Raw genomic sequence first — 23,816 nt, 5'->3', positions numbered from 1 at the left:
ACTAGACAAAAAACGAGAAAAAACCTCTTCTTTGTCCATTAAACCATAATAATCTCCAGAATACATCACTTTTCTTCTGGAAGCGCTTTATATTAAGCGTTTACATTTAATATTCTCGAAAAATATTCATACTTTGGAAATGTAAATGCATAAATCTTTGATAATTCCCAAAATATAGGATAGTTAACACTGAGTTAACACAACTCTAAATCAGGAGATGATCACACCAATGTTAATTCATAAATCTCTATTTATTTACTCAAGTTGTATATATTTAGTATTAGGTTGGGACACCCTACCGGAGAGGATACAGCATATCACTTATACTAATCAGGAGGCATCTACTACCGTGACGCATCAATTACCCGCTCTACCTTACCCTGCAAATGCACTTGAGCCATTTATCGACGAACAAACGATGAACATTCATCACGATCGGCACCATAATACTTACGTCACCAATCTTAATACTGCACTAGAAAGTGCTCCAGAGCTTCAGAACAAAAGCGTGGAAGAGTTACTCTCCCATTTGGATGAAGTACCTGAGAGTATCCGTACAGCAGTACGAAACAATGGCGGCGGACACGCCAATCATTCTCTGTTCTGGACAATCATCGGACCCGGTGCTGGAGGTGCTCCTAGCGGCCCAATTGCATCCGCAATCGACCGTGAGCTAGGGGGCTTCGATAAATTTAAAGAAGATTTCGCGAAAGCTGCGACAACCCGCTTTGGAAGTGGCTGGGCTTGGCTCGTAGTGGGTAAGGACGGTAAGCTTGCCATAACAAGCACACCAAACCAAGATAGCCCACTCTCTGAGGGTCTGACTCCCATCCTCGGTCTCGACGTATGGGAACATGCTTACTATTTGAAATATCAGAATAAACGTCCTGATTACATCGCTGCCTTCTGGAACGTAGTGAACTGGGACGAAGTTAATAAACGCTACGAAGCTGCTAAGAAGTAATTAATTAGTAGGAAAAAGAATTATCATATGGAAAAACAAAGCCCCAAGGTCTTCCTGTCTTGAACAGGACAGCTCTATGGGGCTTTGTAATATGGTGTTACAAACATTATATTGGTAACTGGACAGTCAAAAATTTTGCATACCTAAGAGGCTAGAAGATCCTTTTCAAATCAGGAGTTTCCTGCTTCTTTTTAATTTTTAGTGTTATGGATAGATGAGGGGGGTGAGCAAACAAGTGAAAAATAGATTTGCGTAAATAAGCCATGACAGTGGCTTCGAAAACGATGACTTTGGATGGCGTTCAAAATAGCGGATAAACAAAGTGGGAACGCGGTGCGAATGCGTACCGCGACTTGCTCCAGAATTGCTAACTAAAGCCGCCGATCACCAGCTTCATACCATGAAAGGTACACATAAATGTTAGTCGATATCTTGTCTGAGCGGACACTGAGTCCGTTATTTACTGAAATATCCCTGTTTTGTGATCTGTGCGGACACTGGTTCCGCTATTCGCTCAAGTATCTTTGATTATGATATATTTGAGACGAATAACGGATCTCAGGTCCGCAAAACTCAAAAAAAAGCCTAAAAAAGACAGAATAGCGGATCCTATGTCCTCTCACCTTGAATCTTAGCTTACGTATTCGACTTAACGAAGTGGAGGTATTCTTCATGGTACTGAATTATAAAGTCATAAGAATCCTATCTGCACTACTTGTGATCATATTAACGATATTCATCATACATTTTACTATCGATTTCGTTCATCCCAGAACTACCTTTGAAATTCAAATCGGCCATGAAGAAGATGATGAATTGCCGGGAATGAGAGATAACGGCACCCTATTTACTAACGACAGTCAACTGATCGCACTAGCTATTTATCCCGATCAACGGGACCCTGCGGCGATCGCTCAGTTATGTGTAACGAAAAAAGGTTCTCAACAGATTTTACAAGAAGAAAAGATTAGAGAGTATGCAGGTTTGGCTGCTTACCCAATCTACTTACATAATTTAACATGGTCATCAGGCGATTATACAATTACGCTAAAAAGAAGTAGTACAACGGTACAATCTTTGGATTTTACTTTAAAGTAATAAAAATACACATGAACGATCAACTTCCAGCCCTCTTGGTTTAGAAAAGTATCTGGCAGGGTAAAATACCCCTATCACTTTTCCAAGGAGGGATATTCATGGGAACAGATCATTCAGACAAACTTACCAATGATCCGCAAAAACTGTTAAAACTGAAACATGAAGACGATGCCCAGAAGGCACAGTTTACGAATTTTGCGCGCAGTGTTAGTGGAGAGACTCCTGTAGAGCAAGGTCAGGAGTTTACACAACAACAGCGTGAGACTGATCAACAGAATAATCTGAAAGATGTCGAAAACCGGACATTGGAGTAGTTCTTCTACATGCTAGCAGAGATATTAAAGAAGAAGGACGGCATATGCCGTCCTTCTCTTCTATGCAATGATCCGCTAAGTATAGCTTTATCTTCAAATTCAATTTATTTTTCATTAATTTTTTTTAAGTTTTCTTGCCATTTTTGTGTTTGAAACTTCAAAAGCTTCTCATAACCAGCATTTTGAGCATCCTGTTCTGCCTTATCTAGCAGGGCTATTACTTCTTGCTCATCTTTGGCAAACAGTGCCTTAGCCCGAACCTGATCTGCAATATCAGCTATTTGTTGCATTATTATTCCTTCTGCTGAATCTGGTAGTGGATTAATGTTCCCAAATTCCGTCGCATCAAAAGAAGTTTTCCACCCAACATTGGTTTGCGACACCGTAGCCCAATCCCGCTTATCTTCAGGTAGATTCATTTCATTGACTGATTTGGATTCATCGATAAACGTCGTATTACCTGCCCACTGGAATGTATCCCAAATCGCCATCAATTTAGTTCGTTCTTCAACATCGTTAGCATATTTTTCTGTGTATAATGGTGCACCCGTATCACTCGTTCCCTGCCAATAGGTTCCTTCTGGTCCCCAAAAAATAATCCGTTCTCCTTCTTCCCCTGTCAGCCAATCTAAATAAGCGAATATACCTTCGGGATTTTTGGCCGCAGTTGTAATCACACTCACATTCCAGCCAAGGGAATCAAACTCATTGACCCAAACCTTATTAGGATCAACACCTTCTTTATGAAGTGGCCAGATCATGGTATAACCAGCTTCCGGGTCCTTAGCTTTTAACATACTATTCGCTTCTGTCCCCATAACGGTAGTAGTAAAGTCACCGTAAATAGCAACCATACCCTTATTAATTTTCTCCTTCACCTGGTCCCGCGTCTGCGTAATCGCATCCTGAGTAATTAACTTTTCTTCAAACAATTTGTTGGCAAATACCATTGCCTCCCTATATACCGGGTCACTGAACAAAGATTTCAACACGTTTCCATCAGGAACCGCACGATTCATCAAATGACCAACCGTTCGATCTTCTGACATTCCCGCATATAAGAAATCAATTCCTTGTCCGGAAATGCCCACTTCAAATGGAACCACTTCTGGATGCTTCTCTTTGACTAATTTTAAATAACTATATAAATCATCGAAAGTTTCCAACTTTGGCGACCCTAGATCCTTATAAATCTTATTATTTATAGCATATCCACCATTACCCATTGGCCGTTTTGTATACCAGTTAGGAAACTGATACAGCTTTCCATCCTCAGAACGCAGCATATTAAGCGTCTTATCTCCAGCCCACTTTTTCAAATTAGGATATTTATCTAAATAGGCGTCCAGCGGTACAAGCTTACCTGCCTTTCTAAGCTTCTCTACATCTGTCCCACGATCTCCCCATATCACATCTGGTAATTTCCCCGACGCAATCATGGTGTTAAATTTCTGCAGTGCTGTCCCACCTGATTGAATCGGTTCGACCGTTACTTTCTTATTTTCTTGAATCCACTTTGTTGCTGGATCTTGACCCCACGGATTCATCGTGTACCAATCATAATTACCATAGAAGGAGAACTTTAACGGTGTTTCCCCTAGAACAAAATTTCCTGCAGTTCCTTGGTCCACTGTTTTATTCTGATTGGATACCTCTCCCCCCTTACCACAAGCTGCGAACAGAACACTCATACTTAACATAAGAGCAAGGAAAAGAAACATTGATTTTTTTCTAATTTTCACATTCATTCCCCCATTATAAATATAGTATATAAAAGCCTAGCTTAGCTTTGATACCCCTCACTAAATTTGCAAACTCATTCCTTGATCGAACCGATCATTACACCTTTTGTAAAATACTTTTGCAAGAAAGGATAGACCAACAAGATTGGGACCGTCGCAACAAGCATCGTCGACATCGTCAGTGATTTTGTTGTAACACTTTGCATGCTGGCCATATGACCTTGAGCCGCGGCGTTCGTCTGCATCATCTGCTCTGACATAATGTTGGAGCTCAATATTTGCTGTAGCAAAGTTTGAATGGGCATCAAATGCTCCGATGTAATATATATACTTGCTGTAAACCAGTCGTTCCAATGCCATACCGCCGCAAATAACGAGAGCGTGGCAATGACCGGACCAGAAATAGGAACCACAATACTGAAGAAGGTTCTCCAATTGCCACAACCATCAATTTTTGCTGATTCTTCAAGGCCTTCCGGTAATTCTATAAAAAAGGTACGAAATATGATCATATTCCAGACACTGATAATGTTCGGAATAACCATGACCCAAAAGCTATCCATCAGTCCCAACTCACGATTGATCAGATAAGCTGGTATTAGTCCTCCGCTGAAGTACATGGTAATAATACACATAATCATAAAATATTTACGGCCAATCAACTGTTTTTTGGACATGCCATAGGCGAAGATCGCGGTACAAGTAATCGATATCGCAGTACCTATTACCGTTCGTAAGATAGAAATAACAAACCCACTCATCATTCGTTTATCTTGAAAGACAACTTTATAGTTCTCTAATGTAAACTCTCTGGGCCAAAACGTAATTCCCCCAAGCGACGTATCTGAACCTGCGTTAAAGGAAATAACGACCGAATTCCAAAATGGATACAACATCACAAAAGACATAACAATTAAAAACACATAAATTGAGATCATAAAAATTCGATCAGAATTAATTGTCCTCATAGAACTTCACCTGCATTTCAAATAATTTATGTAACATAAAGTGATCGATTTACCAGAGACTTCGGCCTAACTTACGAGCAATCGCATTCGCAATCGTCAGCAGAGCAACACTTATAATAGACTTATACAATCCAACTGCTGCAGCATAGGAGAATCGCGAATTTTTAATACCTACGCGATAAACATACGTGTCAATTACGTCCGACACATCTTGAAGTACGGGATTTTTCGCTAATAATAGAATGTCTTCAAAACCAGCACTCAAAATATCACCGACAGCTAATATCATGAAAATAATAATGACACCCGCGATTCCTGGAATAGTAATGTACATAATTTTCTTCAACCGGGTGGCACCATCGATTGATGCTGCTTCATACACTTCAGGATTGATACCTGCTATTGCTGCGATATAGACAATCGCTGAGAAGCCTATTTCCTTCCATACTCCTGTTGAGATTAAAATTCCCCAGAAATAATTCGGAATCGAAAGAAAGTTGATCGGTTCATTAATTAGATTAAAATTCTCTAGCAACATATTTAAACTTCCATTTTCCGTAGCTAGAATCGACATAGCTAAACCCGACACAATAACCCATGAGAGAAAGTGTGGTAAGTAACTGATTGTCTGAACTATTCTTTTGAAACGTATATGTGCCACTTCATTCAAAATAAGAGCCAAAATAATCGGTGCAGGAAAACCAATTAGCAATCGTAAAAAGCTGATCACTATTGTGTTACGCATGACGTTCCAAAAATCAGGAGAATCAAAGAACATTTTAAAATGCTTAAAACCTACCCACGGGCTATGAAAAAAGCCTCCAAATATGTCGTAGTCTTGGAATGACATTAACACTCCATACATAGGTAAGTAAGCGAAGATAAAAATGAGCACCAATGCGGGTATCACCATAAGCTGCAAGTCAATTTGCTCCATGTATCTGACTCGGAACTTTTTCCTGCCATCTTTAAGGGGCATTGCAGCAGTTATGCTGTCTTTCTTCATTTCAACACTTCCTCCGTTGACTGATATTAATTCGATATAGCCTATAGTAAATTAGCTGCAAATTTAAAAAAACTAATGCATGCAACGATTTATAGACTTCTGCAATGATCTTAATTTGTGTTCATTGCCAGTACGAAGAGTAATGTGATGTAATATGAATGTTGGCGCTATCAAAAAAATTAATATCAGGAGGATTAGCATGTACAATGTCATGCTGGCGGATGATGAGATCTTGGATTTACGAGGACTGGAGAGGTTTATCCCTTGGGAAGAACTTCAGATGAATGTTGCAGCGGTCGTAAACAATGGTTTAGCAGCACTTGAATATATGAAGACAAATATTATACATATCCTAATTACTGATATTCGTATGCCCATCATGTCAGGTCTCGAAATGTCACGCGAGGCACTATTGTTGAATCCACAACTAAAGATTATTTTTATAAGCGGATACGAAGATTTTCAATATGCCCAACAAGCTATGCAGCTTAACGCACAGAGCTATGTACTAAAACCGATAGATGATGAGGAAATTATACAAGCACTTTATAAGGTAAAGGCCCAACTCGACCAAGAGACTCAGCGTTCAATGCTAGAGAACGCCTACCACAAAACGCTTCCCGCCATTAAGAATGATCTACTACTTCAACTCTATGAAGGTCAACTAGATTGGAACACAAATGCAATTATGCTGACAGAACAATATGGAATTAAGCTATCCAAGTGTGAGCTAGCTGTTGCCTATATTGCTATAGATGATCTGGCTTGGAAGCTTAATACCTATAAAGAACATGAAGCTAAGGATATCGTAAATAGAGTTTATCAAGTGATCGACCAACACTGTAGACAGCACGACATTTATACCTTATGCAAACTGTCTGCACATCAATTCGCCATGATAGTTGAGAGTAATCACCAACATACCCAACTGCTTAATGATTTAATACGAGATATCGCAACAACACTTCCTATTACGATTACCATTGGTCTAGGAAATGCATTCTCCTCGTTTGAGCAGGTGCAAGCCTCTTATCAGCAAGCCTTGCAGGCACTTGATCTCAAAATGCTTATAGGTAAAAGCATAGTTATCCGCTATGGAGATATGGAGATCAAACATGTAAAAGAAGTCCAGCATTGGGAAATGGCGCTGGACGCTCTCTTTGTTGAGATGTCTAATTATCACCTGGTCCAAATTCACGATGAATTAGAGCATCTATTCACCCTGATTCGTAGTATGAAATCTAAGGTGACCGTATACAATTTTTCCATTCAAATTATTTCTAAGCTTGATGCGTATCTGGCAAATGTAAATGAAGATTTATTTCAAATGCCCGGCATGCAGCTTGAAGATCTCCATATTATTTTTAAATTTGAAACGATAGATGATATTAAAACCTGGCTATGCAAAAAAGTATTTGAGATTTCTGAACTTTTACATCTTAAGAAGCAAAAAAAGAATAACCGACTCATCGAATCCATCGTTATCTATGTCGAGGAGCACCTACACGAGAATATCGTCTTACGCGATGTCAGCAATTACTTTTCCTTCTCCCCTAATCATTTTGGAGTTCTATTCAAACAGGGAACTGGCATTAACTTCAGTGATTATGTAGTGGAACGCCGGATGGAAAAGGCGCGTTGTCTGCTTCAGGATCATCAATATAAAATTTATGAAATTGGCGCACGGGTCGGATACAAAAATCAAACCAATTTCAGCAGGCAGTTTAAAGACCACTTCGGGGTGACCCCCGGAGATTACCGGAAACAAAGCTAAAGAGGTTGAAGGAGACGCGATGTATGAAGCGTGAGAAACGATATTTTTCATTTGGTTACAAGCTCATGATTTCTTATATCTTTCTGCTCGTTTTACCGGTAGTTTTCGTTGGAATATTTGCCTATAACACATCAGTGCATTCGATCACAGAACAAACCAGCGCTAATATTCACGGTACCCTACAGCAGATTCAAGACAACATTAACTATAAAACGGAAGATATTATGCGTCTGACAGACCGGTTGTATTATGATCGAACGCTAGCTGACTATTTACGGCGATATGATGATGGCTATTACAGCTACGAGACGACGAAGAGCTACTTACTTCCCAGTCTGCAGAGTACAATCCATTCAACTAAGCATAATATCGCACTTTCCGTTTACATCAAGAACGATACAATTCCTGAAGTATTCTTTCTTTATGATGGTATGGATCCCTTAAGAAAAGGACCCTTCTATGAAATGTATCACCTACAAAGGATTGTCGACAAAGAATGGTACACAAGTCTCCCCAAGGAGGAATATGGTCTCACTACGCAATGGAGCCAAATAGAGAGCGATAAGCAATTTCAGAACATCTCCTTGCTTCGCAGACTGATGGATGCCTTTGAGCCTACCGATCCCAAAATGATCGGTTTCATAAAGATTACCGTTAAAATATCTGATATTCTACAAAGCGTAGATTACCAGAAAATTCGCAAAGGGAGCACATTATATATTGAGAATGAGCTTCATGAGGTTATTTACATCTCTTCTGATGATCCGAACATAACTGCCGAGCACATTCACTCCTTAGATAATCAAGATTTTTTACAAATTAAACAGCCGATTCCCAGCCTCAATTGGACTCTCGTCGCCAATATACCAAATCACGAATTAAAAAAAGAACTGTTCAATGTAAAAATAGTAACCCTGTTACTTTGCATAATTAGCATCGTTGTCTTCTCAATCGCGGGTGTTTTTTTGTCAGCTTATTTTTCCAAACGAGTTACTAAAATTGTATCTGTGTTGAGCTCATTCCAAGAGGGGGATTTTCATAAGCGGCTTCGTTATAAGGGGCATGATGAATTTAATCAAATCGCTTCCGCACTAAATGATATGGGAGAGAATATGAACCAACTCATTCAAGATGTCTACCTATCCAATCTTCAGAAAAAAGAAGCTGAACTGGAATCACTACAAGCTCAAATCAATCCACATTTTTTATATAACACGCTCTCTTCTATTAACCGACTGGCGCAATTTGGGGAGACAGAAAAGCATCGCGAAATGGTCAGTGGACTAGCTAAATTTTACCGACTCAGTCTTAATGATGGATTAACAATCATCTCTATTGAAAAAGAGCTTCAGCAGGTGCAGGCTTATATAGATATTAAAAAAATTCAATACGAATCACGTATGAATTTTAGTTATGATATCGATGAAGAAGTGCTCAAATATGATACAGTAAAGCTAATTTTACAGCCTTTTGTGGAAAATATACTGGAGCATGCTTGGTATGCTGATCGAATTCATATTCGCATTGTTGCTACTGCAGAGCCGAGTGGAATCACCTTTAAAATAATTGACGATGGAATGGGAATGAACATAGAAACGATCGATCAGATATTTAACAAAAAAGGAATTAAAATAGGATATGGTATACGCAATGTCGATCAACGTATTAAACTGCAATTTGGTGAGGCCTTTGGCGTTTCACTGCATAGTCGACTTGGCATTGGAACTACCGCTAAGCTCACCATTCCTTACTATATTCATTCCTAGAGAACATAAATCGTTGTATAGGTACATTGTTTGGATCAGGATATAAACTTACAATGGCATCAGAATACAATCATTTATGAAAGGTGGATCATTTAATGAAACGGAAATTTATCTTCCTGATCGCTTCCATGCTAATCATCTCCATGGTATTCTTGCCCGTCAACAACAGTTACGCACAGACCGGTCCCTTTGTCACGGAAGTCATTGTTCGCACGGTCGACAACTTTAAGAATCATAACGATGTTGTTAAGTTTATGAACAATGCCAAGAAGCGTAACGTCTCAGTCATTAATTTAAATGTTAAAGAAGATGAGGATGATGCCGTTCCTTCAGGGTACGTTTTTTATCCAAGTACAATTGCTCCAATCGCCGCAGGTTATGCCAACTTTGATGCCGTTAAGGATGTAATAAAAGAAGCCCATGACCGTGGAATTCAGGTGCGAGCTTGGATTCCGCAGTTCCATGACAAAGCTGCATTTGATATGAACAGCGATTGGCAAATGAAAGCACTGGTTAACGGTCAGGTTGTTCCTTTTACAGGCTCAAACGGAAACGAGTATTTTGTAAATCCGCTCCATCCTGATGTTCAAGCCTATGAACGGTCCATTATTAAAGAAATCGCTACAAAATATGATATCGATGGTATCGTACTCGATTGGATTCGTTTCGACGATTACAATATGGATATGGGTAACTACACAAGACAACAATATCAATCACAATACGGCTATGATCCGATTACTATTAACTTTGGGATGGATAATGCTAAGCGTACAGAGTGGAACGAATGGAGAACAACAAAGCTTGGTGAATACGTGCAGGATGTGCGCAATGATCTGAATAGCATCACACCGGGTCTATTCTTCGGTGCTTATATTTTACCGCCGGAATTTATTGAATGTGGTCAAGACATCGCTAAATTTATACCACACATGGACTTCATCTCACCAATGGCTTACTTCGATGATTGGGAGTTTCCACCAAGCTGGGTCTATGATGAAACCGGTATTCTAAGTCAAACCAAACAAAAGATCGGTAGCACAGAAATTATCGCGACACTAGATACGGATTGGACAAATGCACAATACCATAATGTTCATCAGGGCATTCGAGCTAACTTCCCGGAAATTACAAATCTATCATTTTTCGTCTATGGTAAGTGGACGGATAATGACTTAAAGAAAATTGATAATCGCACAGGTTGGTAATCCTTAATTTAACTCAAAATAACGGTTCAATATTGTAAGAAACACCTTCGGAAAGGCGAGACTGGCCATATCTTGCTGATTGATCCAACGATATTCGCCAGAATCGCCTTCCCTTCCACCAAGAGTCGCTTCATCCCCACCGAATTCATATCCCGTACCGGATTCAGCTACATTATTTATTCGCTCTGCTACATCACCAAAACGAAATACGCGCAGATTCCAGTGGATATGACTAAACGTATGCTCGGCGTCCATATAAGCACCCTCAGGCTTTACGTCTATGCCAACTTCAGCAAGTTCCCCCACCAGTTGATCCATTGCAGGCGCATCCAGTAGCCCGGCACCTTCTAAAGGAGATACATTAGCCAACATGTGAGGCAATTCCCACATTCGTGCGAGTAGCCCCTTGTCTGCACGGCGACGGATCAGAACGCGTCCTTCGTTACGTCCACTCCCCTCTACAAGGGCAACGAATCGATATTCCGGACGTGGCGGCTTCGCCTTACTCTTCACCGGCAACTCATCCACAACACCTTCTAATCGTGCTGCGCAATGCTCCATCACAGGACAAGTCAGGCAGCTTGGGGATTTCGGTGTACATACTAGTGCACCCAGTTCCATTAAGGCCTGATTGAAATCAGAAGCTCGGCCTTGTGGAATCAATCCTGCTGCCAGTTCTTCAATCATGATACGAGTACGGGCTTTCATTATATCTTCCTCAATCAGAAAATATCGCGACAACACACGCATCACATTACCATCGACCGCAGGTTCCGGCTGGTTATAGGCAATACTTAGAATAGCTCCAGTTGTATAGGGACCAACACCCTTTAGTGCAGACACCGCTTCTTTGTCATTCGGAACAACTCCGCCATGTCTTTCCATGACTTGCTGTGCCGCTGTCTGTAGATTACGGGCACGAGAGTAATAACCAAGTCCTTCCCAGCATTTAAGCACATCCTCTTCCGGCGCTTCCGCTAGATCAGCAATACTTGGAAACCGCTCAATAAAGCGATGGAAATACGGAATCACCGTATCGACTCTGGTCTGTTGCAGCATAATCTCTGATACCCAAATATAATAAGGATCACGGTGTCTGCGCCAAGGCAAGTCACGCTTCGATCGGTCATACCAAACTAACAATTCCCTACTAAAATAAGCCTTACTATCTATAATTTCTTGCATTGTAATCTCCTTTATTTCAATTGCTCTACAACGACAAACGCAGATGCCATATGCCGTTCATGTGTAATACTAAGATGTATATTATATTCCTCAGGTCCTCGTAACTGCAATCTTGTCCAAGCCTCAGATGACAAAGAAACGAATGGCTTCCCCTTAACGTCGGGTAGAACTTCCATGTCCTTAAATCCTAATACTTCACCAATTCCACAACCAAATGCCTTACTCAGTGCTTCCTTAGCAGCAAAGCGACCTGATAGAAACTCCGCCGGACGCGCCAACCTTCCGGGCAACTCTAACTCTGCGGGGGTCAGCACTCGGTGCATCAGCTTTTCACCGATTCTTCCCTTTAACATTGCTTGAACCCGTTCTATATCAACCACATCGTGTCCAATTCCATAAATCAAGACGATTCCTCTCTTCCTGATCTTGCATTTTACAAAGATAAAGCCACAACAATATCATTTTAACAGGGAAGCTGTCTTGAAGCGAGTCTACCGTGTCTTCTATGGTATAATTATTGGATAATAAACCCATCAAGGAAGGGAGAATGATGATGGCGAGTGATTTCAATATCCCGTTAGAAGAAGGTGTCATTTTACACTGTACCCGATTTCCGGCACAAAGCGCACCAGTAGGTCTGATCATTATTGCCCACGGGTATAAAGGATTTAAGGACTGGGGGATGTTCCCCTATGTTGCAGATCAATTAAGCCAAACTAATGAAGTGATTACGTTCAACTTTTCTCATAACGGAATTGGAGAGGATCCACTTGAATTCACGGAACTAGAGAAATTCGCCCTGAATACATACCAGCGAGAGCTTTCTGATCTGAATGCCTTAATTGATTATTTGCTCAAAGAAGAAGTTCTGCGGAATTTACCACTATATCTGCTCGGACATAGTCGGGGAGCTGCCGTCTGCCTTGTTCATACCCTTGATCACCCCGACACCGTATCCGGCGTCATTTCCTGGAATGGTATCACTGACCTCGACCTATTCACTGCCCAGCAAAAAGATGAAATGCGCAAGAACGGACGCAGTTTCGCCCAGAATGGACGCACAGGTCAACAAATGCCACTTGATGTCGCGATTCTCGATGATTTGGAACATCACAAAGAACGGTATGACATTCTAGAGAGACTAACTAAGGTTAGCTTCCCTATTGTACTGATTCAAGGCACCAAAGACGAGGTGCGTTTCCGAGAAGGATCTAGCAAACTAGTTGAACTGAGACCTGATATCGCCTGGGCTCAAATCGATGGGGGTAATCATACTTTTAATACCGTACATCCATTTCAAGGAACCACCCCACAGCTTGAAGAAGCTATCCAAGCTAGCATTTCCTTCATCCGTGACAGCTTAGTAGCACCAAACGAGACAGGTCACCCCCAGCCTTAACCCATCCTTAACCTAATATAAAACAAACAACCCGAAGCTCACAGCAGACGCTGTGGTTTCGGGTTGTTTGGATAAATTATTCATAACGTAGCGATTCGATCGGATGGAGCTTGGAAGCCTTGTTCGCCGGATACAATCCGAAGAAGATACCAACGGCTGCTGAGAAACCAAACGCCAGTAAAATGGCCCACATGGAAACGACAAATGGCCAACCCGATATGAGAGCGAAAATATAGGCTAGAAGCAATCCCAATAAAGCACCTATTGTCCCACCGATAAAGGATAGGGTCACGGCCTCAATCATAAACTGTAGCATGATCGTTCCCGGCGTTGCACCAATTGCTTTACGGATCCCGATCTCTCGCGTCCGTTCAGTGACGGACACAAGCATAATATTCATAACACCGATCCCACCGACTAGCAGAGAAATACCAGCAATGGAACCAATAACGGTTTGCAGAATAGAGAACGTACTCGATACCATTTGTTCTGCTTCTTTTCCCGTTTGCGTCAAATATGCCTTGGGTTCAACATTGTTCTTATCTGCAAGCCAAGCCTTAACCGTCTTGATCGTCTCTTGGATATTGTCTTGAGAGGTGGATAACACTTCTATTACTCCTAGTTGCTCACTCTCACCATTATTCCCTGTGGGCATCGCGGTGATCGGGGCAAAAGCCGAATACTGCTCTCCCTCCATCCCACTAAGGATATTTCCCTGGACTTTATACACGCCGATAATCCGAAAGGTGCCTCCAGAAAAAACGATCTTCCGACCGCTCGCCCCTTTAGTAGAGCCAAAGGCCTTTTCTGCATATTTCGAATCAACTACAATGACCTTCTGCCGCGCCCGCTCCTCCTGAGAATTAAAGAACCGGCCTTCAACCATATCAATTTTCTGCATCTTATGCATATCGGATGTCGTAGCCGTAATGTTTACCCGAAGTGAGTCTTTCTTAAGCTTCGTTGTCATTGAATAATTGAGTGATGCAGAAACATAACGTACGCCTTTGAGCTTCCGCGCTTCCGTTAAATCTCGGAACCGGAAGCTTGTATCCACCGTCTCGCTCTCTGAGTAATTGGGATATACAACGAAATAACCATCATTATAATTTGACACCATCGAAATGATGGAAGATTGGCCTGCCTGCCCGATAGAGACAACGGTCACAACCGCTGCCACACCAAATACGATACCAATCATCGTTAAGAAGGATCGGAGTTTGTTCATCCGCAGATTGTCCAAAGCTACCCATATGCTCTCCCAAATACTCATGATCGCACACTTTCTTTGCGTGTATCCTTAAGCAATGCTCCATCGCCGAATAATAAGATACGTTCCGCATGTTCAGCAATATCAGGCTCATGAGTCACCAGGACAATCGTCGTTCCCTCTTGATGAATCTCTTTGAAGAGCCTCATGATATCATTCGATGATTTCGTATCTAAATTCCCCGTTGGTTCATCAGCAAGCAGAATAGGTGCATTCATTGTAAGTGCACGGGCAATTGCTACCCGTTGCTTCTGACCACCTGATAGCTCAGTAGGACGATGCTTCACCCGGTCTTCAAGCCCAACCCGCTCTAGTAGTTCAATTGCACGTTCATTTCGCTTCTCTCGTGAAATCCCTGCATACATCATCGGAAGCGTCACATTTTGCAGCACAGTTTGACGCCCTAGTAGATTAAAACTTTGGAAAACGAAGCCTATCTTACGATTCCGAACTCTGGACAATTGGTCCTCATCTAAAGTATGAACCTCTTCTCCATCCAGTACATACCGACCCGCGGTCGGCACATCCAGACAGCCAATAATATTCATAAGCGTTGACTTGCCTGAACCCGAAGAACCCATGATCGCCACGAATTCTCCCTTTTCAATCTTGACGTTAATCGGCATAAGGGCCTGAACTTCAAGTGGACCATTCTTGTACACTTTCGTGATGTCAGATAAGGTAATCATCGAAGTTTCACCTTGTCTCCGTCACGGAGCAATTCCGCGCCTTCCACGGCAATTTCCTCGCCAATGCCCACACCAGTGAGTATCTCAATTTGATCCTCACTCTCCTTACCCGTCGTTACTACCGTTTTAACAGCCCTTCCTTCATGCACCTTAAATACGAAGGGCTGATCTCCGGTATACTGAATTGCCTCCATTGGAACGAGTAAACGCAATTTATCAGGAATAACCATTTCAATCGTTACATTATAACCTGGCCGTAGTTCAGGTGAGCTCTCTCCTAGCTCCACAGTCATTTCTACTGTTGCATCTTTAGATGCAGGATCGATTAACTCAGCCATCTTAGCCAAATAACTTACTTGTCCATTATAGGTTCCAGTAATGGACTCACCCGTAACAACTGCACTCATACCCATTGAAACTTTTCCTGCATCCAACTCATTCAAATAGGCCTTAACGTTGTAGGAAGACAGATCGGATACAGTAACGATCCCACTTCCTTCCGTAATCAGTTGACCTTTATTTACGGAGATATGGGTTACAACCCCGTCTTCTGCTGCGTTAACCGAACTGTTATTCAGCCTTTTCTCTAGTGAAGCAATGGTTAACTTACTACTCTTAATCCGTAAATCAAACTGCGTTAAGTCAAGATCCTCCATTTCCATGCTTGGATCATCAATTATGGAATTTTTAAACTTATCAAAGTGTTGCTTCTTGGCGCTGAGACGCTCTGCTTCTGCCAACTCCAAATTAATCTTTTCCTTTGCGAGCTGGTCCGTAATCTCATCCATGCTAAGTGTCAGTAGACTCTGACCTTTTTTCACCACATCTCCAAGCTTGACGCTCACAGATTCCACTACACCACTTACCGGCGAATAAATCTCCGTCGTCTTCTTTGCCTCCAACTTACCGTTCGTATAAATTTGCTCAATAATGGTGCCCTCCGTCACTTTCACAGAAGTAACTTCGGTTGCTTTGTTCAAACTCGTAATGTTAACTACTGCTAGTATGATAATAATAAGTGCTACAATTACACCCCATACCCACTTTTTCTTTAGCATTCCATCACCTATCCTATGTAACTTAATTTATAAAATTAGCAAAGAACCCACCGAAATAATCAGCCATGCACCAATAATCCACTTTCCAACCACCTTACGTGGACGTCCCATCATAATTGCGGCTCCAACCACGTACATAATGATTCCCCAAATACCAAAGGGATTAATAAAAGACAAGACACGATACATCAAGCTCGCCTTATCCGATACGAAAGCACCTAAACTAAGCGAAACATCGTTTAGAGATTGCGCATCTGTGAATTTTAACATCAGTGAAGTTAACAAACCGTTTATAGATGTTGGCAATGCGGCGAAAGCTGCAACCGTGACTAACTGCATATATTTCGCTGATCCGCGCACCACTAGGTTCAGAAGCAGGAGCAGGAGCCCCATGAGGAAAATACCTGCTGCCGACATGAGAAACGCCATGATTATGCCAGAAATTTGTGATATTCTTATGACTGCATCCATTGTTGCTGGATCTGTCTGCTGTTCTAGCAACTTATCGACTATATCTTTCTCCATTAACGACAGTTGTAGGAAAACTGTAACTATTGAGAGCAACATAGTCACTGCCAAAGGTATAATCCAAGCTGCCTTGCTTTCTTTAACTCTTTGAAACGTCTCTACCGGTGATACAAAGATCGTGAATACATTTTTCAACCATTTCATCCCCCTTTAACTTGTATATCGATTTACAAAAATAAACAGTCCTTACTGTCTATACGAGATCATAGCAAAAAAGATTCACAAGTGTATATATTTACTTATTAGATTGACGTGTGAAGATAGAATACATATGCTTATCTCGAAACATTTCATTATGTTTGTATTGTTAAGGAGGCATCTATGTTGAGAGTCATTATAGCTGACGATGAACGCTTAATAAGGTTAACACTTCGAAGTATGATTGAAGATATGTCACTTAATATACAGATTGTAGCTGAGGCCAAAGATGGAACTGAGCTATTACAATATGTGGAAGGACATCATCCAGACCTAGTTTTTGTTGATATTCGAATGCCGGGACTAAACGGATTAGAAGCAATGGAGCAAGGTAAGGGATTATCTCCTCATACACAGTGGATCGTGTTAACTGGTTTTTCAGATTTTAACTATGCAAGGAATGCACTTCGTCTTCAGGCGTTTGATTATTTGCTGAAGCCTGTCAGTCCAGAGGAACTCGAAGCGAGTCTGTCCAAGGTGCTGCTTGCACTTGAAGCGAATGTAAATCAAATGGCGAATCATTTTGAAACCGCTGTAAATTCACTATTTCATCGCACCCGATCTGTTGAAGAAATTGAAACAACGTATCATTTGCAAGACTATCGTTTCTCAATTACGTTGTTCAATATCGATAGCTATTTAACAGAGCAGGAACAGACGAAACTCCGTTTCCAATGGATTGTTAATTTAAAAGAGGCTTATAGTGAGCAAATACAATTCGCAATGTTAGAGAATGCAATCTCTTTCGTTACACTTCCGAATGGTGATCTAGCACAAGTTATAGGGTGGCGCAAATCTGCTGAACAGCGGATGAAGCTCCAACTCCCACTTATCCAACAAATACTCACTCAACAAATTCAGCAATTTCAAACCAGTTCATGCATTGTGACTGGGTTTCAGTGTGATCGCGAAATGGATTTGTTTGATTTAGAGGAAGGCATAAATAAACTTGCAGGTCTCTTTTCATTACGCCGTCTATTACCTCCTGGTAGACTTTGGCTGGAGCACGAAGTTGTTTCATTAGCCGAAAAGCCAAATTATATGATCATCAGTGAACAAGTCGATAAGTTATGCAAACTAGCGCATATGCAAGACTATTTTCAATATGAAAATGAATTGACACAGCTTGTACAAAAGATACAATCACTGAACCAGTACGACCAACATGCTGTGCAGAACCTACGTGTATTCCTATGTACATCTCTAGGGTGCGAGCTTGAGACCGGTGGGCAAATTCATCTGTGGGTCAAGTCGTTACAGAGTGTACAAGAAAGTCGCTTGGCTGAGAAAGCCCAAACTGAACTATCACAGAATGATTTAATTCAACGAGTATTAAATTATGTAAATTCAAATTATATGAATGACATTGGAATAGGACAGATCGCGCATGACATGGATGTAACTCCAAATTATTTAAGTTCATTGTTTCATAAGAAAACAGGTAAGAAATTTATGAAGTATTTAACCCATATTCGGATGGTTAAAGCGAAAGAGTTGTTTTTGACGAAACCTGGACTTAAGGTGCAGGAAGTAGCCGAACAAGTCGGCTACTATAGTACCCGTCATTTTACGAGGTTATTTCTGGAGCAATTTGATTGTTATCCTTCTGAACTTCATCAAAAGATGAATCCCAAACAATTGTAATTCTGGATTCCGTTCCTACATTAACAATACTCTGAATTTCAAAACGTGCGTTGTCTTTACCATAAGCGATTATCAACCGTTCACGGACATTTTGGAGCCCAACGCTATTGGAACTGTGAGGCAATTTCCGTTCTGGAATAAATCCCACTCCATTATCTGTAATTTTGATTTGTACAGCAGGAGTACCGTTGTCATCGATCATTTCAGTGCGAATATTCACCATACAAGGATGATTCGCCGGTTCGCAACCGTGAATTATTGCATTCTCTAATAAAGGCTGCAGCAGCAGTTTCGGAATACGAAATGATTTAAGCTCAGACTGATAAGACTGTGTGATCGTTAATCGATCATCAAAGCGTAGCTGCTGCAATTCACCGTAACGTTGCATAAACAGAAATTCCTCTTCAATGCTAGACCAATCATTATACTCTAATGAGTATCGCAACATGCCGCTAAGGGCAAGAATCGCTTTCTCCAAGGTAGCCTTTTCACCCGCACGATTCAATCCGATCCAACCATTAAGAATGTTATATAGGAAATGAGGATGGATTTGCGACTGTAGTGCGCGATACTCTGCATCTCGCTTGGCAAGATCGGTACGATACTCACGAATGATTATTTCATTAAGTTGAGATATCATTTGATTCAATGCTACACCGAGTTGAGCTATCTCATCTCGGCCCTTTGCGTTGAACCGAGCATCTAGATTACCACGCTGCACTTTGCGCATGACTTGAATCATTTGCTTGAATGGATTTATGATATTTCGTGATAAATATAGGAACAACACAAAAGTGACGATGAGGCCGATACTCAGGAATAGAAAGGCGACTGTATACAGCCAACGAACCTTAGAAGCAGACTCTTCAGCAGATAGTAATACGGTTATTTTCCATTCAGCTTGGGGTATGCTCTCTGTTACTTTAGCATAGTCCTTCCCGCTTACATTGGTAACCCCGCTTGACCCTCCGATGTCACTCAAGGCCTCTGTCGGAATGGGCTTGCTAGAGTACAATAACTGATTATTATCATCTTGAATAACGACGATGGAACTGACATCAAAAGAAATATCCCTTACCATTTTGTTCAATATATTGTTATCCGCCTCGGCCATAATGACCGCAAGGGGTTGCCTTGAATCCGGATCCTTAATGAGTCTAGCAACTGAGAATACCTGCTGCTGTTCGGAGAACATTAAATAGTCTCGCTTATGCGCACTAATAAAGGCAACATTCCCGTCTGCTTCGACCGCTTGCTTGTACCAGAATTGATTTTGATATGGAAATCCAGGAATGGGTCCTGTCATCTCCTCTTTCGAGTCCGTAACATATACAGTACCATCATTCGAAATGAGAAGCGTACCAAGAATATCTTTTCTCGTATTTTGTAACATGATGGGTAGGGTCTCATTTAATGCACGATCAGCGATCAACTTGGTATAATCGTCTGAGTTTTCGTATTGTTTATTCGCTTTTAACTTCAACGCATACATAATGTTTTCATTCCAAAAAGGCATCATCGTAATACGTTCTAGGTCATCTAGATAAGTCTCAATGTTTCGCGCCATCGCCTTCAACGTACCTTCCGTTAAAACTTGTTTCTCTTTCGTAATCATTGTCTGATAGTAATAAGGAATGACGAAACCAATTAATAACACAGGAATAACAATGGTCATGACAAAGAGACTGGTAAGTTTAAAACGAAATGTATATAGATGATGACGCACCTTGAAACCTCCGCCTTTGCTATATATTCGTGTTAATGTAGCGATATGAATTATCATAGCCTAGTTTATCCATATCGAATAGATGTGTAGAAATCGTCTTATAGATCGTAGTTTCGGGGCATATGTAAGCGCATTCCGAATTGCTATATTGTTTATAGAAACATTCATCTTATCCATAGGGGGAATAGACATGAGAAAAAGTTGGTTGTCGATGATATGCCTAGTGCTACTTCTTGTAACAGCGCTTACAGCATGTGGATCGAACAAAAATGCAGGTGGGAATACGGCGGGGAATGATACAGCAAACAAAGCTGAAACGAAGTCACAAGAGAATGTCACATTAACGGTATCAACGAACGTCGTAGGTGAGCAAGCGAAGGTGCTTCAAGATATTTCGAACAAATTTATGGTAGATAACCCTAACATTAAAGTAGAGTTCAGTGCACCAGGTAAAGATTACGAGAACATGATGAAAGTTAAAATGGCTTCGCAGGACATGCCAGACGTTTTCGCAACACACGGTTGGTCGAAGAACCGTTATGGTGAATATCTTTTGGACCTATCTGGTGAAGCATGGGCTAACGACTTAGATCCAGCAATCAAGCCAAGTGTGTCGGATGAAACAGGCAAACTATATGTACTTCCGATGGACCAAGACAAATCAGGACCGGTGTACAATATTGACCTCCTGAAAGAATACGGATTGGAAGTTCCAACTACTTACGATGAGTTTCTTGCAGTTGCTGAAGCAGTCAAGACTAAAAGCAATGGTAACGTCGTAGCGGTTCATATCGGTGGGGCAGATTCATGGCCAATCGGACAATTCTTCGACTTCTTTGCTACACCGCTCTTAATTAGTGCAGAGCAGAATTACAGCCAAGCGTTTCTAGATGGTACGTTTGATTGGAATGAGTTCGATAAATTACCTCAAATGCTCAAGGATCTACAAACTAATGGATATTTGAACAAAGACGTACTTACAGCAAAATATAGCGATTCCGCCAAAGCATTCGCAGAAGGTAAAGCAGTATTCGGAGTGTATGGACCTTACTTTATTGAAGAAGCGAAAAAAATAAATCCAAACCTAAATGCAGGTCTGATGCCAATTCCTTCAATTCAAGCAGGAGATATCCCAACATTCGCTGGCGGAGAGAAAACAACTTGGGGAATATCGAAAGATTCCAAAAATATCGATGCCGCAAAGAAATTCGTAGCTTACTTTGCACAATCTGATAACGTTTCTGCCGTAGCGAAATCAAACCAATTGCCTCCTGGACTTTCTAACGTTGCGATTGATGCGGGTGAATTGACAGCCTTCTACGAGCAATATAAAGAAACACCTGTACTTCCTTTCTTCGACCGTGTCTATTTGCCAAATGGAATGTGGGATGTGTTGTGTAAGAATGGTCAAGACATTCTCGCAGGCGGCATTGATGCAAGAGCATACTCCGAGAATATGAAGAAAGAATTCGACCGTCTTCGTGCAACCAAATAAATGTGATTGAACAACTTAACAGATGCCCAGGTGAGCTTTTCAAGGGATCCTGGGCTTTTCTCTTAAGTTCGAGGAGAAAGGGCTGGTGTAAGTGAAGCGGAAAATGTTGAGTTCCTCGACAATTTTAAATGTTATGTACATCCCTGCATTAATTTTTTTCGCAGTGTTTATTTTTTATCCATTCATTGAAGGTATCCGCATTTCATTCACGAATTGGGATGGTTACTCTCAACAATATAGCTATGTAGGCTTTGAGAAATACTGGGCTATGTTAAGTGATAAGAATATTGGAACTACGATCATCAATACTATTATTTTCGGATTCGGTAGCACAATACTCCAGAATGTCTTAGGACTTGCTTATGCATTATTTCTTGATCAGCAATTACGAGCTAAAGGATTCGTAAGAACCATCGTATACTTACCAGTCATTATCAGTTCGTTAATTATGGGTTATATTTGGTACTTCTTCTTCCAATTTGACGGCGGAGCTGTTAATGATATCTTGGCACTATTCGGCGCACAACCGGTCGACTGGTTGGCGAGCGGTCCTAGAGCAGTATGGATTATTACATTTGTAAACACGTTCCAATTTATGGGTGTAGCCATGACAATCTTCGTTGCAGGGCTTCAGTCCATTCCGAAGGACTACTATGAGGCGGCTTCTATTGATGGAGCTAACTGGTGGTCAAAATTCAAAAATATAACACTTCCATTACTGATGCCTGCTATTACGGTAAATGTGGTCTTGAACATTATCGGTGGTCTGAAGCTGTTCGATGTAATCGTAGCGATGACTAACGGGGGCCCAGGATATGCTTCTTCGTCCTTGTCCACGATGATGTATAACTTATACTTTGCACGTCAAGATGCTGGATATGCCGCAGCGTTAGGAAATGTAATGTTCTTATTTATTGCGATTGTAAGTATTACTTCACTCATTCTTCTCAAGCGAAAAGAGGTGAAGTTGTAATATGAAAACTATAAAATACAGCATATTAACCTTGATGGGTATCGTTCACTTAATTCCTTTCTATATTTTGCTAAGTATGGCCTTGAAACCGTCGGATGACACGAGTTCAAAGTGGGTTTTCCCAACAAATATGACCATGGATAACTTCACGAATGCTTGGAATCAGGCCCATTTAAGCCAGGCACTCGTGAACAACTTTATCATTACGTTTTGTTCCGTCATATTGATTGTATTTATTGGTGCGTTCGCATCGTATCCACTATCACGTTTTCCAACCAAGTGGAATCAGTTCATTTATTTACTCTGTATATCCTGCTTAATTGTTCCGGCGCTAACGATTCTAGTTCCGTTGTATTCGATGATTGTTGACTTAGGCGGGATAAATACGTATTGGGCCGCCATTCTAACGCAGGTTACGTTCCAGTTACCATTAACGATTTTCCTATTCACAGGGTTTATCAGTTCAGTACCGAAGGAATTAGACGAAGCTGGACTTATCGATGGTTGCAACAAGTTTGCGATTTTCTTCCGTATTATTCTGCCATTGCTGAAGCCCATTACAGCAACCGTTATTATTCTGACCGGCTTGAATGTATGGAATGACTATCAGTTCTCTATCTTCTTCTTGCAAAGAGTTTCGGTGCAGACGATCCCTGTCGCACTTTCTCAGTTCATTTCGCAATTTCAGAACCAAATCAGTTGGGTGGCCGCAGGTTGTGTAATTGGAATGCTACCTGTTACTATTCTCTATTTATTCTTACAAAAATATTTCATTCGTGGTCTTGCGGATGGCGCTGTAAAGGGGTAGTTG

General features: G+C 41.1%; 21 protein-coding genes. 11 read left to right on the top strand and 10 right to left on the bottom strand.

What is annotated here, in order from left to right; all coding sequences use genetic code 11:
- Window positions 1–349: 349 nt before the first annotated feature.
- The 3 genes from NST85_RS03615 (at window position 350) to NST85_RS03605 (ending at window position 2,376) form a co-directional block, all read left to right on the top strand.
- Window positions 350–964, top strand: a complete 615-nt coding sequence (locus tag NST85_RS03615; RefSeq protein ID WP_341188550.1) for a superoxide dismutase — start codon at window positions 350–352, stop codon at window positions 962–964.
- Window positions 965–1,636: 672 nt separating this feature from the next.
- Complete coding sequence (locus NST85_RS03610) at window positions 1,637–2,062, top strand: hypothetical protein (RefSeq protein ID WP_341188549.1); 426 nt, start codon at window positions 1,637–1,639, stop codon at window positions 2,060–2,062.
- A gap of 98 nt (window positions 2,063–2,160) precedes the next feature.
- Complete coding sequence (locus tag NST85_RS03605; RefSeq protein ID WP_127195272.1) at window positions 2,161–2,376, top strand: hypothetical protein; 216 nt, start codon at window positions 2,161–2,163, stop codon at window positions 2,374–2,376.
- Window positions 2,377–2,480: 104 nt separating this feature from the next.
- On the opposite strand, the gene NST85_RS03600 is transcribed toward NST85_RS03605, so the two are convergent.
- The 3 genes from NST85_RS03600 to NST85_RS03590 all read right to left on the bottom strand — a co-directional run bounded on the left by NST85_RS03600 (window position 2,481) and on the right by NST85_RS03590 (window position 6,092).
- Entirely contained in the window at window positions 2,481–4,097 is a 1,617-nt protein-coding gene (locus NST85_RS03600) for an extracellular solute-binding protein (RefSeq protein ID WP_445671170.1), read from the bottom strand.
- Between the two features lie 95 nt (window positions 4,098–4,192).
- A complete protein-coding gene (locus tag NST85_RS03595) occupies window positions 4,193–5,086 on the bottom strand; it encodes a carbohydrate ABC transporter permease (protein WP_127190113.1) in 894 nt (297 codons plus the stop codon).
- Window positions 5,087–5,135: 49 nt separating this feature from the next.
- Window positions 5,136–6,092 (bottom strand): ABC transporter permease, encoded by a 957-nt coding sequence (locus tag NST85_RS03590; protein ID WP_370877686.1) that lies wholly within the window; start codon window positions 6,090–6,092, stop codon window positions 5,136–5,138.
- 199 nt (window positions 6,093–6,291) lie between these two features.
- Here NST85_RS03590 and NST85_RS03585 point away from each other — a divergent pair, with 199 nt between their 5' ends.
- The 3 genes from NST85_RS03585 (at window position 6,292) to NST85_RS03575 (ending at window position 10,840) form a co-directional block, all read left to right on the top strand.
- Window positions 6,292–7,866: a response regulator gene (locus NST85_RS03585; RefSeq protein WP_170220091.1), complete on the top strand. Its 1,575-nt coding sequence runs from the start codon at window positions 6,292–6,294 to the stop codon at window positions 7,864–7,866.
- Window positions 7,867–7,889: 23 nt separating this feature from the next.
- The gene (locus NST85_RS03580; RefSeq protein ID WP_127190111.1) at window positions 7,890–9,632 is read left to right on the top strand and encodes a sensor histidine kinase; all 1,743 of its coding nucleotides are present in this window, start codon (window positions 7,890–7,892) and stop codon (window positions 9,630–9,632) included.
- A 95-nt stretch (window positions 9,633–9,727) separates the two neighbouring features.
- Window positions 9,728–10,840, top strand: a complete 1,113-nt coding sequence (locus NST85_RS03575; RefSeq protein WP_127190110.1) for a family 10 glycosylhydrolase — start codon at window positions 9,728–9,730, stop codon at window positions 10,838–10,840.
- A gap of 3 nt (window positions 10,841–10,843) precedes the next feature.
- On the opposite strand, the gene mutY is transcribed toward NST85_RS03575, so the two are convergent.
- Together mutY and acpS are read right to left on the bottom strand one after the other, a co-directional pair.
- Window positions 10,844–12,025, bottom strand: a complete 1,182-nt coding sequence (mutY, locus tag NST85_RS03570) for an A/G-specific adenine glycosylase (protein WP_127190109.1) — start codon at window positions 12,023–12,025, stop codon at window positions 10,844–10,846.
- Between the two features lie 11 nt (window positions 12,026–12,036).
- Complete coding sequence (gene acpS / locus NST85_RS03565) at window positions 12,037–12,429, bottom strand: holo-ACP synthase (RefSeq protein WP_127190108.1); 393 nt, start codon at window positions 12,427–12,429, stop codon at window positions 12,037–12,039.
- Window positions 12,430–12,578: 149 nt separating this feature from the next.
- Between acpS and NST85_RS03560 the strand changes: the two genes are divergently transcribed.
- Entirely contained in the window at window positions 12,579–13,424 is an 846-nt protein-coding gene (locus NST85_RS03560; RefSeq protein ID WP_127190376.1) for an alpha/beta hydrolase family protein, read from the top strand.
- Window positions 13,425–13,500: 76 nt separating this feature from the next.
- On the opposite strand, the gene NST85_RS03555 is transcribed toward NST85_RS03560, so the two are convergent.
- From NST85_RS03555 to NST85_RS03540, 4 genes are read right to left on the bottom strand one after another with little or no spacing between them, the layout of a single operon-like run.
- Window positions 13,501–14,697 carry an ABC transporter permease gene (locus NST85_RS03555; protein ID WP_127190107.1) on the bottom strand — a complete coding sequence of 399 codons (1,197 nt, stop codon included), beginning with the start codon at window positions 14,695–14,697 and terminating at the stop codon, window positions 13,501–13,503.
- Complete coding sequence (locus tag NST85_RS03550; RefSeq protein WP_341188547.1) at window positions 14,694–15,383, bottom strand: ABC transporter ATP-binding protein; 690 nt, start codon at window positions 15,381–15,383, stop codon at window positions 14,694–14,696. Before NST85_RS03550 ends, NST85_RS03555 begins: the two co-directional genes overlap by 4 nt.
- Complete coding sequence (locus NST85_RS03545) at window positions 15,380–16,441, bottom strand: efflux RND transporter periplasmic adaptor subunit (protein ID WP_127190105.1); 1,062 nt, start codon at window positions 16,439–16,441, stop codon at window positions 15,380–15,382. Before NST85_RS03545 ends, NST85_RS03550 begins: the two co-directional genes overlap by 4 nt.
- 27 nt (window positions 16,442–16,468) lie before the next feature.
- On the bottom strand, window positions 16,469–17,113 hold the full coding sequence (locus tag NST85_RS03540; RefSeq protein WP_127190104.1) for a YIP1 family protein: 645 nt from the start codon (window positions 17,111–17,113) through the stop codon (window positions 16,469–16,471).
- Window positions 17,114–17,290: 177 nt separating this feature from the next.
- Between NST85_RS03540 and NST85_RS03535 the strand changes: the two genes are divergently transcribed.
- On the top strand, window positions 17,291–18,811 hold the full coding sequence (locus NST85_RS03535) for a response regulator (protein ID WP_127190103.1): 1,521 nt from the start codon (window positions 17,291–17,293) through the stop codon (window positions 18,809–18,811).
- Here the strand turns inward: NST85_RS03535 and NST85_RS03530 are convergent.
- Window positions 18,735–20,537 carry a cache domain-containing sensor histidine kinase gene (locus tag NST85_RS03530; protein ID WP_170220090.1) on the bottom strand — a complete coding sequence of 601 codons (1,803 nt, stop codon included), beginning with the start codon at window positions 20,535–20,537 and terminating at the stop codon, window positions 18,735–18,737. The genes NST85_RS03535 and NST85_RS03530 overlap by 77 nt on opposite strands.
- A 190-nt stretch (window positions 20,538–20,727) precedes the next feature.
- Here NST85_RS03530 and NST85_RS03525 point away from each other — a divergent pair, with 190 nt between their 5' ends.
- The 3 genes from NST85_RS03525 (at window position 20,728) to NST85_RS03515 (ending at window position 23,813) form a co-directional block, all read left to right on the top strand.
- Window positions 20,728–22,032: an ABC transporter substrate-binding protein gene (locus tag NST85_RS03525; RefSeq protein ID WP_170220089.1), complete on the top strand. Its 1,305-nt coding sequence runs from the start codon at window positions 20,728–20,730 to the stop codon at window positions 22,030–22,032.
- Between the two features lie 103 nt (window positions 22,033–22,135).
- The gene (locus NST85_RS03520) at window positions 22,136–23,005 is read left to right on the top strand and encodes a carbohydrate ABC transporter permease (RefSeq protein ID WP_127190375.1); all 870 of its coding nucleotides are present in this window, start codon (window positions 22,136–22,138) and stop codon (window positions 23,003–23,005) included.
- 1 nt (window position 23,006) lies between these two features.
- A complete protein-coding gene (locus NST85_RS03515; protein WP_127190100.1) occupies window positions 23,007–23,813 on the top strand; it encodes a carbohydrate ABC transporter permease in 807 nt (268 codons plus the stop codon).
- Window positions 23,814–23,816 lie beyond the last annotated feature (3 nt).

It is taken from the genome of Paenibacillus sp. FSL K6-2524 (assembly GCF_038005525.1).
Lineage (GTDB): Bacteria > Bacillota > Bacilli > Paenibacillales > Paenibacillaceae > Fontibacillus > Fontibacillus anaericanus.
Note: the sequence above shows the minus strand (reverse complement) of the source record. Positions and strands in the feature narration are given on the sequence as shown.